Origin of the sequence: Carnobacterium maltaromaticum DSM 20342 (assembly GCF_000744945.1) — a bacterium.
GTDB lineage: Bacteria > Bacillota > Bacilli > Lactobacillales > Carnobacteriaceae > Carnobacterium > Carnobacterium maltaromaticum.
Genome location: NZ_JQMX01000001.1, coordinates 2,797,202 through 2,811,806, shown reverse-complemented (window position 1 = coordinate 2,811,806; position 14,605 = coordinate 2,797,202). Strand labels below are relative to the sequence as shown.

Annotated in this window: 13 protein-coding genes; 1 reads left to right on the top strand and 12 read right to left on the bottom strand. The window is 34.6% G+C overall.

The features are described from left to right. Positions 1 to 14 precede the first annotated feature (14 nt). The 12 genes from BR77_RS13190 to BR77_RS13135 all read right to left on the bottom strand — a co-directional run bounded on the left by BR77_RS13190 (position 15) and on the right by BR77_RS13135 (position 13,848). The gene (locus tag BR77_RS13190; RefSeq protein ID WP_010052719.1) at positions 15 to 833 is read right to left on the bottom strand and encodes a carbohydrate ABC transporter permease; all 819 of its coding nucleotides are present in this window, start codon (positions 831 to 833) and stop codon (positions 15 to 17) included. Beyond that, positions 830 to 1,771 carry a carbohydrate ABC transporter permease gene (locus BR77_RS13185; RefSeq protein WP_015077546.1) on the bottom strand — a complete coding sequence of 314 codons (942 nt, stop codon included), beginning with the start codon at positions 1,769 to 1,771 and terminating at the stop codon, positions 830 to 832. Before BR77_RS13185 ends, BR77_RS13190 begins: the two co-directional genes overlap by 4 nt. Positions 1,772 to 1,773: 2 nt before the next feature. Beyond that, positions 1,774 to 2,889, bottom strand: coding sequence for an ABC transporter ATP-binding protein (locus BR77_RS13180; protein WP_010052714.1), 1,116 nt, complete (start codon positions 2,887 to 2,889; stop codon positions 1,774 to 1,776). Between the two features lie 290 nt (positions 2,890 to 3,179). After that, on the bottom strand, positions 3,180 to 4,421 hold the full coding sequence (locus BR77_RS13175; RefSeq protein ID WP_015077547.1) for an RbtT/DalT/CsbX family MFS transporter: 1,242 nt from the start codon (positions 4,419 to 4,421) through the stop codon (positions 3,180 to 3,182). A 64-nt stretch (positions 4,422 to 4,485) separates the two neighbouring features. Next, on the bottom strand, positions 4,486 to 7,086 hold the full coding sequence (locus tag BR77_RS13170) for an alpha-mannosidase (protein WP_015077548.1): 2,601 nt from the start codon (positions 7,084 to 7,086) through the stop codon (positions 4,486 to 4,488). Next, entirely contained in the window at positions 7,086 to 8,201 is a 1,116-nt protein-coding gene (locus tag BR77_RS13165; protein ID WP_035065324.1) for a PTS fructose transporter subunit IIC, read from the bottom strand. The genes BR77_RS13170 and BR77_RS13165 overlap by 1 nt, the downstream gene beginning before the upstream one ends. A gap of 14 nt (positions 8,202 to 8,215) precedes the next feature. Next, positions 8,216 to 8,539 (bottom strand): PTS fructose transporter subunit IIB, encoded by a 324-nt coding sequence (locus tag BR77_RS13160; RefSeq protein WP_010052709.1) that lies wholly within the window; start codon positions 8,537 to 8,539, stop codon positions 8,216 to 8,218. Positions 8,540 to 8,554: 15 nt separating this feature from the next. Then, positions 8,555 to 9,001: a PTS sugar transporter subunit IIA gene (locus BR77_RS13155; RefSeq protein WP_015077550.1), complete on the bottom strand. Its 447-nt coding sequence runs from the start codon at positions 8,999 to 9,001 to the stop codon at positions 8,555 to 8,557. Then, positions 9,002 to 10,909, bottom strand: a complete 1,908-nt coding sequence (locus BR77_RS13150) for a BglG family transcription antiterminator (protein WP_015077551.1) — start codon at positions 10,907 to 10,909, stop codon at positions 9,002 to 9,004. It abuts the gene before it with no gap. A 219-nt stretch (positions 10,910 to 11,128) separates the two neighbouring features. Continuing rightward, on the bottom strand, positions 11,129 to 12,523 hold the full coding sequence (locus BR77_RS13145) for a 6-phospho-beta-glucosidase (RefSeq protein ID WP_010052705.1): 1,395 nt from the start codon (positions 12,521 to 12,523) through the stop codon (positions 11,129 to 11,131). 191 nt (positions 12,524 to 12,714) lie between these two features. Continuing rightward, positions 12,715 to 13,386 carry an NAD(P)H-dependent oxidoreductase gene (locus BR77_RS13140; RefSeq protein ID WP_015077552.1) on the bottom strand — a complete coding sequence of 224 codons (672 nt, stop codon included), beginning with the start codon at positions 13,384 to 13,386 and terminating at the stop codon, positions 12,715 to 12,717. A gap of 117 nt (positions 13,387 to 13,503) precedes the next feature. Continuing rightward, a complete protein-coding gene (locus BR77_RS13135) occupies positions 13,504 to 13,848 on the bottom strand; it encodes a winged helix-turn-helix transcriptional regulator (RefSeq protein WP_010052702.1) in 345 nt (114 codons plus the stop codon). A 160-nt stretch (positions 13,849 to 14,008) separates the two neighbouring features. Here BR77_RS13135 and BR77_RS13130 point away from each other — a divergent pair, with 160 nt between their 5' ends. Further along, positions 14,009 to 14,542: a 3'-5' exonuclease gene (locus tag BR77_RS13130; protein ID WP_035065320.1), complete on the top strand. Its 534-nt coding sequence runs from the start codon at positions 14,009 to 14,011 to the stop codon at positions 14,540 to 14,542. Positions 14,543 to 14,605: the final 63 nt, after the last annotated feature.

Sequence of the window (14,605 nt, the reverse complement as noted above, 5' to 3'; positions counted from 1 at the left end):
TTCCTCCAATAGTTTTATTTAACTGCGCCTTCAGCTAATCCTTGTTGTATCCGTTTTTGACTAATAAAAAGTAAAATTAAAGTTGGAATGGCAACAATCATTGCTCCTGCCATAATAACGCCCCATTCATTTAATGTTTCTTGCGACTGTAATTGTTTCAAGCCAATCTGAATTGTTCGAACAGAGTCATTTGTTGAAGCTAACAATGGCCATAAATACATATTCCAAGAGGTTAGAAAACCATAAATTGCTAGCGTAACTAAACTCGTTTTTGCTACTGGTAAAACAACTTGCCAATAAAAACGAAATGGACCGATACCGACAATTTCACTAGCTTCCCGTAATTCTTTTGGAATTTGTTTAAACGTTTGACGTAATAAAAAAGTCCCAAATGCAGTTGCTAAAAAAGGCAATGCTAGTCCTGAATAACTATCGATTAATCCCCATGCTTTAATCGTTTGAAAGTTAGGAATAATTGACGCTTCAAAAGGAATCATCATCGTTGCAATAAATAAATAAAAAATAGCATCGCGCCCTTTAAATTCGATAAAAACAAACGCATAAGCTGCTAAACTGCTAAAAAGTAATTGTCCAATCACAATTAAAGTGGAAACAATCAGGCTATTCAGCAAATAACCTACTAAGGGCAACCGTTGAAAAGCGGTACTATAATTATCAAAAGTCCATTCTGTTGGTATTATTTTTCCTGCCATATAATCTTGGCTTGTCATAAAACTTAAAAAAAAGGCTAAAATAATCGGTGTAAAAACAACCAGACTCCCTATAATTAGAAATAGGTATACTATCGCTTTGGTACTAAAGGTTTTATTCACTGGTAATGAACCTTCCTTTCATTAAACTTAAACTGACAAGCTGTAATCACCAAAATCAGAATAAACAAAATAACTGCTTGAGCACTTCCTGATCCATATTGATAATTAACAAAAGCTTCTCGATAAATTGAATAGACTAATAGATTCGTTTCATTACTAGGCCCACCTTTTGTCAGCATATCAATTTGTCCAAATGTTTGAAACGCATTAATAATTGACACTGTAAAGATAAAGAATAAAGTTGGAGAAAGCATCGGAACTGTAATGCGTCTTAGTTGATAGAAATAGCCAGCACCTTCAACATTGGCACTCTCATACAACTGAGTATCAATCGATTGTAACCCACCTAAAATAATTAAAAATGTAAAACCAGAATTCATCCAAATCGTCGAAACCGCCACAGAAATCAAGGCCCATTTAGGATCTGTTAGCCAGCCGATATCTGTTCCACCAAATAAATGTACGATTTTATTCAAATACCCATTTGTTGGATTGAATAAAAAAATCCAAAAGACAGACGATGCAGCTACCGAGATTCCCATCGTTGATGAAAATAAAGTCCGGAAAATCCCAATCCCTTTCAATTTCTCATTGGCTAAAATAGCTAAAATAAAACCGAATAAAATAGTTCCTGGGACTGTATAAAGGACAAATAAACCAGTTGATTTCAAACTTTGTAAAAATAGTGGCGATTGAAATAAACGTGTATAATTTTCGATACCGACAAAAAGTGTTGTTTCTCCTGCTGGATTCGTTAAATAAAAACTCAAGTAAATCGTTTTTATTAAAGGATAAAAAATAAATATTCCAAACAGTAAAATGGAGGGCAATAAAAAACTAAAACCAATCAAACTATTTTTTATTCGTTTTATTTTTTTATAGCGCTGAAAGTTTTCCACTTGTTCAAAATAAAGTGGAGCTATTTCTTGGCTTTCCATAACTATCGAACTCCTTTCCCATTTGCTTCTATCATTGAATTCGTAGTTAGTAACTCACCCGTTACAGAGTCGAAAAATTTCAATGCCGCTAGATTAAGCTTAATAGGAAGACTTTCTCCAACTTGAATCATATGTTGACCCGCCCATTTTGCGGTCCATAAAGACTCATTCACTTCAAAAATGACCTGGGTTTCATCCCCTAAATGTTCCACATTTAAAACTTTAACCAAGCCCATTGCCTGATCCAACGTTGCGAGCTGTACTCCTTCTGGTCTAATGCCTACCTTAACTTCTTTAAAAGAGTCAACGAGTTCAAGCTGTTCTTTTTGTAAAGGAATTGATAGTCCTTCAGTTACATACAATTGATTTTCTTGTGTTACATGAGCGACTGAAAAATTCATCTTTGGTGTTCCAATAAAGGAAGCCACAAACTCATTAACTGGCGCATTATATAAAGTCAAAGGGTCACCGATTTGTTGGACCTTCCCAGCATTTAAAACCATAATTCGATCACCCATTGTCATCGCTTCTACTTGGTCATGTGTCACATAAATCATGGTCATACCTAATTTCCGTTGCAATTGCTTAATCTCAATCCGCATTTGACCACGTAGTTTTGCATCTAAATTCGATAAGGGTTCATCCATCAAACAAAGCTTAGCTTGACTCACGATAGCTCTAGCTAACGCAACTCTCTGCCTTTGACCGCCAGATAATTCTTTGGGTTTTCTTTTCAAAAACAAACCTAAACCAGTCATTTCAACTGCTTCTGCTAAACGCTTTTGTTGTTCTTCTTTTTTTACTTTTTTAGCCGCTAGCCCAAAAAGTATATTTTGTTCCACAGTTAAATGTGGATAAAGGGCATAATTTTGGAAAACCATGGCTAAATCCCGCTCTTTGGGTGGCAAATGATTGACTACCTCACCATCTATTTTTAATGTTCCATCAGATATATCTTCCAAACCAGCAATCATTCTTAACATCGTGCTTTTCCCACAACCAGATGGTCCTACTAATACAAAAAATTCACCTGCTTGAATCGTAACATCAATTTCGTCTAAAACTTTCGCTTGTGAATGATAGGTTTTGGAAATATTTTGTAATTCAACTTGTTTCATTTTTCCCCTCCATTGAATCAGTTTTCTTACACCCTTAGTAAACCATATTTTTTAGTTTATTTTTTAAAATTTACAGAAAAAACATTGGATTTACAGCTTTTTAACAGGTCGATTTCATTTTGAATCCTAAACAAAAAAGAATGGATTTAAAATGGATTTTGAGTTAAATTTATGTAAATACTAGAAAATAAAAAACCAAAGAGTCCACTCCTTGGTTTTTTTACTGCTACAAATTCATTTAACAAGTCGTTCCTTTAAATCAAGATTTCAATAAAGTGAAGACCATTATACTAACCTTCTTTTAAAGAATAGACTTTCTTTAATTCTTCTGGTGTTTTTAAAAATATGGCCAAAATACTCGCTAATAAATATAAAACGGCAAAAACCGCTAAGACGAAAAATCCATCAAACTTTTGAAAGAGGACTGTCACCAAAACGGGGCCTAAAAAGTTACTGAGTCCCGAACCTAAATTTAAAACCGATAGCGCAGTTGTCTTTTTTTCCAAGGCCATTGCTGGAATTAAAGCCGACAATGGACCAAATGCAGCAATCCCAAATGAGAATACAATAAAAGCCAACATCAACAAGAAAAAATTACCAGGAAAATAAAAAACAACACTCCCAATTAAAAAGCAAGACAAGGCTGTCAATGTTCCTGAAAAATAACACACAATTTTCCGCCACCCATAATAATCTCCTAAATTTCCAAAAAGGATTCCGGCAAATGAATTTACTACGTACGTGGTCGCCCAAATAATCCCCCATTGAGACAAGGAATAACCATGGTTTACTAAAAAAATAGGCATCATAATCACAAAACCAAACTGACCAATATTATTAATGGCTTTTACAACTAAGCCAATTGCCAGTCTTGGATACTCAAAAAGAATCATTATCCCCTCCTGCATTTCATATAATATACTTTTATTATTGTTAAATGTTGGTAAATGGTCTCGGTTCACTTTTAATGATAAAAAACTACCAAGCAAAGCCATAACCATTCCAACGGCTAAAATATTTATTGAATTAGAAAATTTTAGTAATAATGAAGCCAACAATGGACTAATGATTGTCAGACCTAAATTAAAGCTAAACCAAAACCAAGAAGTCGCTTTCCCTAAATTTTTAAATTCTGATCTGAGAGTAATCCAAATCAAAAAAGCATAAGCAAATAATGGATAGGAGGCCCCTCTTAAAGTATAAGCTACAGCAATCACCGGAAGCAGTTCAAAATAAATTCCTGCAATTAGAATGACAGCACTAACCAGATAAATGATCAATCCTGCAATCATCACTTTTCTAACAGAAAAAATATTCACAAAAAAACTAGTTAACCAAGAAAATATAGCAACAAATAGACCATATAAACTAAAAATCACTGAAACAAGTTGAATCTCATAACCCGAGGATACCAAAAAAGCCGAAAACCAACTTGTTTCAATACCTGCACCAATCATGAAAAAAACCAACCCTATATAACCATAAAATAAACTTGCTGGAATTCCAATTCTATTGGTAATTTTTCCTATCATATACACTTCTCTCCTATACTAGACAAATGAAAGGCTAGATCTAAGTTGATCTAGCCAGTTAAAACTATTTGATTTTGACTAAAAAACTCGCTACGCCATAAGCTGGCACTTTTCCTGAGAAGTCTTGAATCATTTCGACTGCATTGACACGTTCAACTTGCCTATTTGGGAAAAGACTTACCAAATTTAATTCAATTTCAGTAGCTGTTGGATTTTCAAAACGAATGACAAATCCATTTCCATAATAAGAATTGTGAATTCCACTAACTAAAACACCTGCATGTTCAGAGAATGAAAGTACACTAAATTCTCGCTCTTTCAATCCTAAAGGCTCAATTCGCTTTTGAATTTTATTATCAATGCGATAGATGAAAAAGTTTAGATTTTGACGTTGATAACTAACTGATGTCTGCTCCAATTGATAGCGCCAATCAGCGATTTCTTTTTCGCTTATCTTTTTTTGATCAAATTTCAAAACAAATGAACTCTTGACTTGCTTATCTTTCAATTGAGCAAGTGGCGTCGCCATCATAATATGACCTTTTTTTGTTGTATCTCCTGAAGCTCTACCTGGACGATATAGCAAATCTGGCTTCCCTAAAGTATCCGTTGTAGCTAATATAGTTAACAACAACTCTGAGTCCTGATATTCGTATTCTTTACTATCATGAGTAAAAACTGAACAAGAGTCCTCTTGGGTAAAGACACTAATGGTTTTTTCAAAAGGTTCAATATTGACTGGCATTTCAGAAAAATGCTTTTCCCAATCAACGACTATCTGATTTTCTTTCCTAATAAAACCATATGGAACGCCAGAAAGTGCTCGATTAATGGTTTGATTTAAAGCCACTTTTAAGCGGATGCGATGATTTAGAATGGTATTTTCAAATTGAATAGTACCTTTAATTTCACCTGTAGCATTTAATTCTAAGCTTAATTGATACGCAAAATTAGTCGTTTTAGCTTGATTCATTCTTTCCTGTAAATCATAAGGTAAGTTTAATTTTCCCGTTAGTATCATCCGGCTAGACAGTTTAGACTCTTCACATTTACACTCAGAAAAGACTAATTCGATGGCTTTATCATCAAGAAGCGGAGAAAAGTCATACGTGTCTCCAGCATTTCCATCATCAATCAAAGCAATAAAATTTGTAATGCTCCGTTGTGGATCTTGGTACACCAACTGATTGTTCTCAAATGTAAGTTTATAATTTCCTTCAACAATTTCAGTTCCAGAAACAGCCTGAAAAGTATCTGTTTTTTGCTGGCTATTTTCAAAAGCAAAAACTTTATACCCCAGCCCTGGCAAATCACAGGTCACCCGTAAAGTTAAAATATAATAACCAGCCTCAGTGATAAAGCGATTCCCAGCCGGTGTTTCCTCCATAATATTTTCTCGGCTTTCAATATATTCAGCCTCTAAAATAACTACAGCGCAATTAGGAATTTCAATGTCTTTAGTTCTTGAAAGAAGTTTAACCACTTTCTCACCAGAAAAAGCAACAGGTGAAGTATTCAACATTAAAAATTCATTTTCCGAAAGTGCTAAGGACTCAGAAATTCTTTTCAAAACAATATTTTCTAAGCTATCACAAATTTCATTGGCTTCTTTTAAGCGATGAGCGATATCCTCAGCAACTGCATCTGATACACAACCTGCTAAACTATCATGAGCCTGACATTCTAACAATTTTTTCCAAGTCTTTAACAACAAACGATTACTTAAATCAATCCCTAGTTGCTGGGCAATGACTAGTAATGGCTCAGTTCTGCGAATTAATTTGTGCTCCAAATGAAAAATTTCTTGCTTCAAATCCATCCGAACAGAACCGATAGTCTTATGCACACGTGCCAAGACTGGTTCTCTAAATTCACCACGATACGTTTCCAAATCCATTTCTTTCATCAAACCTAAAAAGTTCTGATACGTACTGACTTGATAGTCATACTTACCTAACTGATTAATCTCTGCAACTTTATTGTTAAAGTCTGAGATGATACCTAATTGATCATTACCAGAAGGAATCATAATTTCTTTAGAATCTGTAAATTGCTTAATAAAATCAACTGCCTTATCCAATCTACCTTCAACATATTCCAGTGTTGGTTCAAGCAGCATTCCTGTTCCATATCCTTGAGGAAAGTTTAAAGCATAGACCTGATTTCCTCCGCCTAAACTCTCCCATTTGAAATAAGGAGAATTGACATGTTTACCTAAACTAACTCCACGCCACAAAATAATATTTTCTAAGCCAGCTTCATTTAAAATAACCGGTATTTGAGCATTGAATCCAAATGTATCCGGTAGATAACCAATTGGCATAAAATCGCCATACTTCTTACTTTCAAAAATTCCAATCATCGCATTCCGTAAAACTGATTCTCCCGAAGTAAAGAAGGCATCAGATTGCGTAAACCATGGACCGATAAATAATTGTTGTGCTTCAATCAAAGCTTTAATTTCAGGTAATTTTTCTGGATACAAGTCCAAATAATCATCTAAAATTGAAAGCTGGCCATCTAAAACAAAACTAGCTTCCGGATTGCAGGATAACTCAGTCAATACATCACTGAATAATTGATCACTTAAAACCAAGGCATCCATTGATGTAAAATACCATTCCCGATCCCAATGTGTGTGATTTACAATGTGTACATTTGTCATTAACTTTGCCACTCTTCTTCCCATGCATCTTCATCAAATTCTTCATCTAAACTCATAGATACTTCTTCAATGCCTGCATCTTTATTTCTTAAAAGAACACTAGATATCGCTACAAATAATGAACCTACTGCAATAGACAGAATATAAATCGGCCATTTTTCTACCGTAAACCAACCATAAAAACCACTAATTGGAGCTTGATTAACTGCACCAAGACCAACTGCCATAGCTGAGCCGATTGCTGAACCAATCACAGTTGAAGGAATAACTTTTAAAGGGCTTTCTACTGCGAATGGAATTGCACCTTCACTGATCCCAACTAATCCCATAATAATTGATGACTTTCCAGCTTCTTTTAACTCAGTATTGTATTTATGCTTTCCAATCACAGTTGCTAATCCTAACCCAATTGGTGGAATAATAATTGCAACTTGTGCTGCTGTATTTGGTGCATAGACACCACTAGTTAATAGCGCCATCGCTGTTGTTACAGCAGCTTTATTAACTGGGCCACCTAAATCAAAACCAACCATTGCCCCAACAACTGCTGCCATTAAAATTTGGTTTCCGCCACTTAAACTATTTAACCAATTTTCAAGCCCTATATTTAAAGCCGCAAATGGAACGCCAATCACATAATTAATCATTAGTACAGTCACCAAAGTACCTAAAACAGGAATAAGAAAAACTGGAACTACTGAAGCCATTGACTTTGGTAATTTGACATGATTGCGAATTAAAAGACAAACATATCCTGCAATCAGTCCAGCAGCAATTGCTCCAAGAAAACCCGCATTCAATTCTTTAACTAACATTCCACCAACTAAACCAGGTGCAATTCCTAATTTATCTACCACCGAATAGGCAATAAAAGCGGCAATTACTGGGAACATTAAGCCTAAAGCAATTCCACCAAAACCATCAAGGCTATGAAGTAAACGAACAATACTACTTGAACTTGTTGCATACCCGCTATCCCATATATCTGTAATACCATAAATCGATCCTCCCACACGTGAAATCGCCATAATTACGGCTCCGGCAATTACAAGTGGTATCATATAAGAGATACCTGTTAATACATGATTTTTAATGCTATTTCCAACTTTTCTCATCTTTTTTCCCCCTATTAACTATCTATATCTACTAAGGCTAATGCTTCTTTAATAATCTTCTCTGCATCCTTAATTGGTGCTGCAACCGGAACTCTTAATATCTTCTTCCCTGCAAAACGTTCTTCATTTCGAACTTTAGTGTCGACTGCAAAAATGACAACTTCTCCAATTTGAACATCTTTTTCAGTCAATTCATTCTCAATACCTGTTGCGCCTTGTGTTTCAACTTTAATCATATCTCCTAATCCTTTTGCCCCTTTTTTTAAGGCCTGGGCTGCCATATAAGTATGAGCTACTCCTGTTGCACAAGCTGTTACGGCAATAATTTTTCTTTTCATGTTGATTTCCTCCTCTTATTTTAAGATCTTGATAATGTTTGCTGGATCAGTTTCTTCTTTTAAAGCTACTATAAATTCATCATCCATTAATTTCATTGCAATTTCTGACAATAAACGTAAATGGGTTTCGCCTTTTTCTGAATTAGGGATCGCTAGCATAATCACAATGACTACTGGCTGATCATCTAGTGACTGCCATTCCACTGGTGTATTTAATTTTGCAAAAGCAATTGCTGCCTCAGTTACTGTGTCGCTTTTTCCATGAGGAATTGCAACTCCATTTCCAACTCCAGTAGTCGAATGTTCTTCACGTTCCAAAACCGACTGGATATAAGCCTCTTTATTGCTAAGAACCCCCTTTTTATCTAATTCATTTGCTAATCGTTCAATAACTTCTGCCTGACTTGAAGCCTCTAAATCAATCACTACTTGTTTGATATCTAATACATCTTCTACGCTCATTTATTTTCCCTCTTTCAAATAACTTAATAATTGTTCTTGATTGCCTTTAGCTAAAAAACTTTTGTCGCCACTATCAATAATTTCTAGTAAATGATCATAAATCGCTTCTAAATCATGGGAGCTTTCATCTTTGATACAAATAAAGAAAATATATTTAACTTTCGCATCTCCCCATTTGATTTCTTTTTTTAGTCTTAAAAAGGCTATCGCTGATTTTAAGACTAGTTCAGGTGCTCCGTGAGGGGTTGCAAATTTGCCAAAAGAAGTAAATGACAGACTTTCCCGATCAATGGCCGATTGGATAATTCCCTTTTTAACGTATCCTTTTCTAACTAATTGTTTCCCTATAAAATGAATAACTGCTTCAAAATTAGCTAATGGTTGATCAAGAAAAACTAAATCTTGATGAATCAAGCGAGCAAAAGTTTTAGTACCTTTTGCGACTTCCTTTTTTTCATCGATAAATTTATTGATTTTATTCTGATCAATTTGACTTAATACTGGGGAAACATATAAAATCGTATGATTTTCAATTTCTAAATTAACTGTTGATAAAATTAAATCTTCGGTAATTTTGGTTCGAGCTAGTTCCTGAATCGAAAGAATCCTTGAAATCTCTAGCTTAGGGAATTTCCTTCTAATTCTTGCAGCTAACAATTGTGATGTCCCTTTGCCACTACTACAAACTAATAAGACTTTTATTTTATCTATATTTTCTTCTTTCTTACGTTCTTTAAATGCTTGTATATGGACCGCTAAATAGGCTGTTTCATCTTCAGGAATGGTCAATTCAAATGTTTTTTCTAGTTTTTGCTTCAACTGAATTGCTTCCTCAAAAGAAATGGGAAAACTCTGCTTAACATCTGCTATAAAAGGATTGACAATAGGTAAATCTTTACGAATCCGTTCAATGACTGATTTAATATGGGTGACTAACCCCACCAATGAAGCCTCATCATAATTTACGATAGTGTCTTTGATAATCTCTCTGACAAAATTATCGTTAGGGCTTTCATAAATCAATTCAGAAGCAGTCAATTTATTCATATTTAAATGGCTATTAATAAATATAATCTCAGAAACCGGTAACTGAATCTCAAAATGATTTTCTAATACTTTAATAAATTTAGCTAACTCAGAGTTAGAAGGAAATTGATTTTCTAGTGCTTCATCCATTAAAAGCTGACCATTTTTGATACGTTCAATGGCAACTAAGAGATGAAGTAACAAAGAATGGTAGCTCATGTCACTCATTTCTGGTTGAGATTTAGAAAAATAGTCTTGTAACAACTCATCAATTTCTTTCAGCATCTGCAAATTGACAAAACCTTTAGCAAAATCTGGAACACCTTCAATTGTATGAGTAAAAGATTCCTCAGTTTTAACAACTTGCCAATTTTGACTCCAGAAATAATAAATCAAATCGACTGCTAACTTTCTTTTTTCATGCTCCATAAGATTTAGAAAAGAACCTTTACCAGGAATCCATTCAATTGTGACATCAAATAAAGCAAAGATTTCATTCACCTTATTCATATCTTTTTCAAGAGTTGTTTTACCAATAAATAAAGAATCTTGTAATTCCTGTCGAGTAAAGTAACTCGTTTGTTCAATAATTTTAAAACAAAGATATTGAACTCGTTCCTCTTTTGTCGTTGGAATTGCCTGTTGATTAGTCAATTGCATTAATTGATTCAGCTGATCTCGATCTCCAACTAATGAAATCCCAACTTTAGGCTTGCGAATTAAGGACACGCCACTTCCTGCAAAATAGTTATCAATAATCTTTAAAGATTGTGAAATTGTCTTACTCGATAAATGCATGGTTTCAGCAATTTTTGAAATTGTGGTTAACTCGCTAGCTAGCAAGATTGTGACAATCTCTTTTTCACGTCTTTCCAATACCATTTCGATTCACTTTCCTCTCTGTAGCTATATAGTAATATTAAAACGCTTCCAAGAAAACACTTTCTTTTACAGGATATAATCGTGTAAAAAGTGGGCAGGCTGTTTTATTCTTACTATTCTAGCACTATCTCCTTTAGCTTGTATAGAAAAAGAGAATTGATCAAGGACAGGTCCTCAATCAATTCTCTTTAATTATTCAGCATTACTTTAATTTATATATTAATTACTTTTCATCAACTCAGTTACATACGCAACTGTTTCTGGTTGATTTTCTTCAATATCTTTAATCTTATCAGCGAATTGTGGTAAATGCTCTTTATGAGCAACTAATAATTCGTCTAATAAAGTTCTAGCCATTGTTCCACCTGGCACTAATGGATTAATAGTGAAGGCATGTAAAGCAGCACCGTAATCGCCATCAATAGCTGCACGAATAACTGTTTCTTCCATTCCTTTCATTACTTGAATAATTCCACGAGCTGCTGGTGGGAATGAACCCCAATTGTAAGGCTCTGGTCCATGTCCAGTTACCGGTCCAGAAACTTCAACGATACAATCATATGGTAAATCTGTAATTGTTCCATTATTTTCAGTTGAAACAACCATATCTGTGCGTTTATCATTTTGAATTGACGCAATCAGTTCACAAGCAGCATCACTATAGTGAGTTCCACCACGTTGCTCTAATTCTTTTGGTTTATAGTCTAGGTTAGGATCTTTATAAAGTTCAAATAAACGAGCTTCCGTTTCTTTTACAACTTGTGCTCTTGTTTCTCCATTTTTAAATTCTTCAACAGAATGAGCCAACATTTCATCTTCAATATAGTAATAACGATGATATCCACATGGCAATAAGCCTAAATCTTTAATTTGCTCATAAGGGAATGGTACATTATGAATATTTTTCAAGTGACTTTCAGTATTGCTTTCTGGTCCATAAATTAAATCAATCAGCTCAGCCGTACGTTCTTTTCCTTCTTTATCCCAAACACGATGCCAATGGAAATGATTAATCCCAGCAAATTTGAAGAATAACTCTTCTTCTGGTAAGCCTAGTTTTTCAGCAGCTTGTTTACGATGTCCAATTGGAACATTACATAAACCAGCTGTTTTCTTCCAACCACCATGTTTAATCGCTGCCTCTGTCACCATTCCTGCAGGGTTTGTAAAGTTGACTAACCAAGCATCTGGACATAATTCTTTCATGTCGTTAATAATATCTAAAATAACTGGAATCGTACGGAATGCTTTAAACATTCCACCTGCACCATTTGTTTCTTGCCCTAAAATCCCATGTGATAAAGGAATACGTTCATCTTTAATCCGAGCATCTAATAATCCAACACGGAATTGAGTTGATACATAGTCGGCATCTTTCAATGCTGCGCGACGATCTAATGTCAAATGAACTTCCCAAGGTAAACCAGCTGCCTTGACCATCCGTTTTGCCATTTCACCAACAACGGCTAATTTTTCTTTACCTGCTTCAATATCTACTAGCCAAATCTCTTTAATAGGTAGCTCATCTTTACGTTTGATGTAGCCCTCAATTAATTCTGGCGTATAACTTGAACCGCCACCAATAGTTACAATCTTTAATGCATTTCTCGACATATAAAATTTCCTCCTATTAAGCGTTTTCTTTTCTACAAATTAACTATACTTTATGTAATGCATTACATGTCAAGCGTTTTCATTTTTTAAATTTAATTCCTCTGTTTAATCAGGAAAAGAGCCATATAATTGTTGTTTTTTTATCAGATTCCTTTATGTACACCCACTAACAAAAGTGGGCGCCTTAAAATTTAGTTTATCCATTGAACAATATCAGTTAGTGGTTGCCGAACGGATTTAAACTCCGGATCATTTTCTTTATAACCAAATGCAGCCATTACTGAAACGCCAAATACTTCTGGGTCTACTAACTTATTCTCAACTAAAATCTTTGTCACAGCTTCATAGTTAAAGCCTTCAATCGGACATGAATCAATGCCAATTTGTTGAGCCATAGTCATCATATTTGCTAAAGCTAAATAGGTCTGTTTACTCGCCCAATCAAATAAGTTACGTTCATCATCTAAAATTTTCATATCCACTTCTTGAAAACTCTTATAGGCACCTTTCATTTGCTCTACAATATCTGGTGATATTTTTTTCACATTTTTAAGCAAATGATCAATATAGTCCGAATCATAGCGTGCATCTTTCCTAGCTAAAATAATGACAAAATGACTAGCTGTTGGCAATTGTCCTTTAGCACCAAAGCTAACTTCCCTAATCTGTTCTCTAATCTCCTCATTTTGCAGTACTAGAAAACGCCATGGCTCATATCCAACTGAACTTGGCGAGCGTCTTCCAACCTCTAAAATAAACTCAAAATCTTCATCCGAAATCTTTTTTGTTGGATCAAATGACTTTATTGCCCGGCGCGAATCCATAATAGTCAGTAATTCCTGTTGTTTGTCTGTTGTATTCATTTACTCGTCTCCTTTGTAAGTAGTAGTCGATATTTTCTTTACTCATTTATCTTACTACATCACTTACAAAAAACAAGTAGGCACATTTTTGTTCAATAGGAACATTTTTGTTACCTACTAACAGTAATAATTTTCAGGTTGATTTTCATCGCCCCACTTTTTCAGCGCAAATACAATTGGATTCAGAGTTGTACCAAATTCAGATAATGTGTATTCAACTTTAGGTGGTACTTCTGGATAGACTTTTCGTTTGATGACTCCATCCCTTTCTAGCTCTCTTAATTGTAACGTCAAGATTCTAGTAGTAATTCTAGGAACTAAGCGATGGATTTCATTAAATCGTTTTGTTCCTGAAGTTAAATGGTATAAAATCACACTTTTCCACTTACCACCAATAATTTCTAATGTATAAGTTACAGGACAACCGGCATTCACTGAATAATCAAATTGCGTTTCCTCCATTTTTATCTCCCTCTTTTCACTTACTATTTGTATAGTTTACCATTTTTTAGCACGTTTATCAGTACTACCGATAAATAAAATTAGCCCTCCTATCGTACCTAGCAATTCAACCAAAAAAAGTTTATACTAAACAGATAAACTATTGTTCGAGGTGAAGAAAATGAATTTTGTTGCACTGGATTTTGAAACAGCCAATCATGAACGACATAGCGCGTGTTCTGTTGCTATGACAGTCGTGCGCAACAGTCGAATTGTTGACAATTATTACACACTAATTAAACCTGAAACACCTTTTTTCTGGCGAAATATTCAAATTCATGGCATCCATGAAGCCGATGTACAAGATGCACCTAAATTCCCAGAAATCTGGGCAAATATGCAGCCTTTTTTCATTGAGAATCGCTTAATTGTTGCGCATAATTTACCCTTTGATCAAGGTGTTTTAAATGCTTGCTTGGATTACTATGGAATTGAGCGTCCTCATTTCCAAACACTCTGTACCGTTCAATCAAGTAAACGGCTTTTGACGCAATTGCCTAATCATAAACTAAATACGGTATGTGATTACCTAGGAATTAATTTAGAAAATCATCATCATGCTTTAGACGACAGCAATGCATGTGCTAATATTTTACTGCACTTAGAAGATCAATTTGGTACAGATCCTTTAAAAAAATTAGTCAAACATGTCTAATGATGTTAAATTCGACTTCAACATTTAAAGTCAGAAAGGAAAATGTATTAGAACATAATTTAT

Bases quoted from the DNA above. Each gene is read 5' to 3' on its own strand.
- BR77_RS13185 (WP_015077546.1), bottom strand. From the start codon at position 1,771: ATGGAAAGCCAAGAAATAGCTCCACTTTATTTTGAACAAGTGGAAAAC.
- BR77_RS13180 (WP_010052714.1), bottom strand. From the start codon at position 2,889: ATGAAACAAGTTGAATTACAAAATATTTCCAAAACCTATCATTCACAA.
- BR77_RS13175 (WP_015077547.1), bottom strand. From the start codon at position 4,421: ATGATAGGAAAAATTACCAATAGAATTGGAATTCCAGCAAGTTTATTT.
- BR77_RS13170 (WP_015077548.1), bottom strand. From the start codon at position 7,086: ATGACAAATGTACACATTGTAAATCACACACATTGGGATCGGGAATGG.
- BR77_RS13165 (WP_035065324.1), bottom strand. From the start codon at position 8,201: ATGAGAAAAGTTGGAAATAGCATTAAAAATCATGTATTAACAGGTATC.
- BR77_RS13160 (WP_010052709.1), bottom strand. From the start codon at position 8,539: ATGAAAAGAAAAATTATTGCCGTAACAGCTTGTGCAACAGGAGTAGCT.
- BR77_RS13155 (WP_015077550.1), bottom strand. From the start codon at position 9,001: ATGAGCGTAGAAGATGTATTAGATATCAAACAAGTAGTGATTGATTTA.
- BR77_RS13150 (WP_015077551.1), bottom strand. From the start codon at position 10,909: ATGGTATTGGAAAGACGTGAAAAAGAGATTGTCACAATCTTGCTAGCT.
- BR77_RS13145 (WP_010052705.1), bottom strand. From the start codon at position 12,523: ATGTCGAGAAATGCATTAAAGATTGTAACTATTGGTGGCGGTTCAAGT.
- BR77_RS13140 (WP_015077552.1), bottom strand. From the start codon at position 13,386: ATGAATACAACAGACAAACAACAGGAATTACTGACTATTATGGATTCG.
- BR77_RS13135 (WP_010052702.1), bottom strand. From the start codon at position 13,848: ATGGAGGAAACGCAATTTGATTATTCAGTGAATGCCGGTTGTCCTGTA.
- BR77_RS13130 (WP_035065320.1), top strand. From the start codon at position 14,009: ATGAATTTTGTTGCACTGGATTTTGAAACAGCCAATCATGAACGACAT.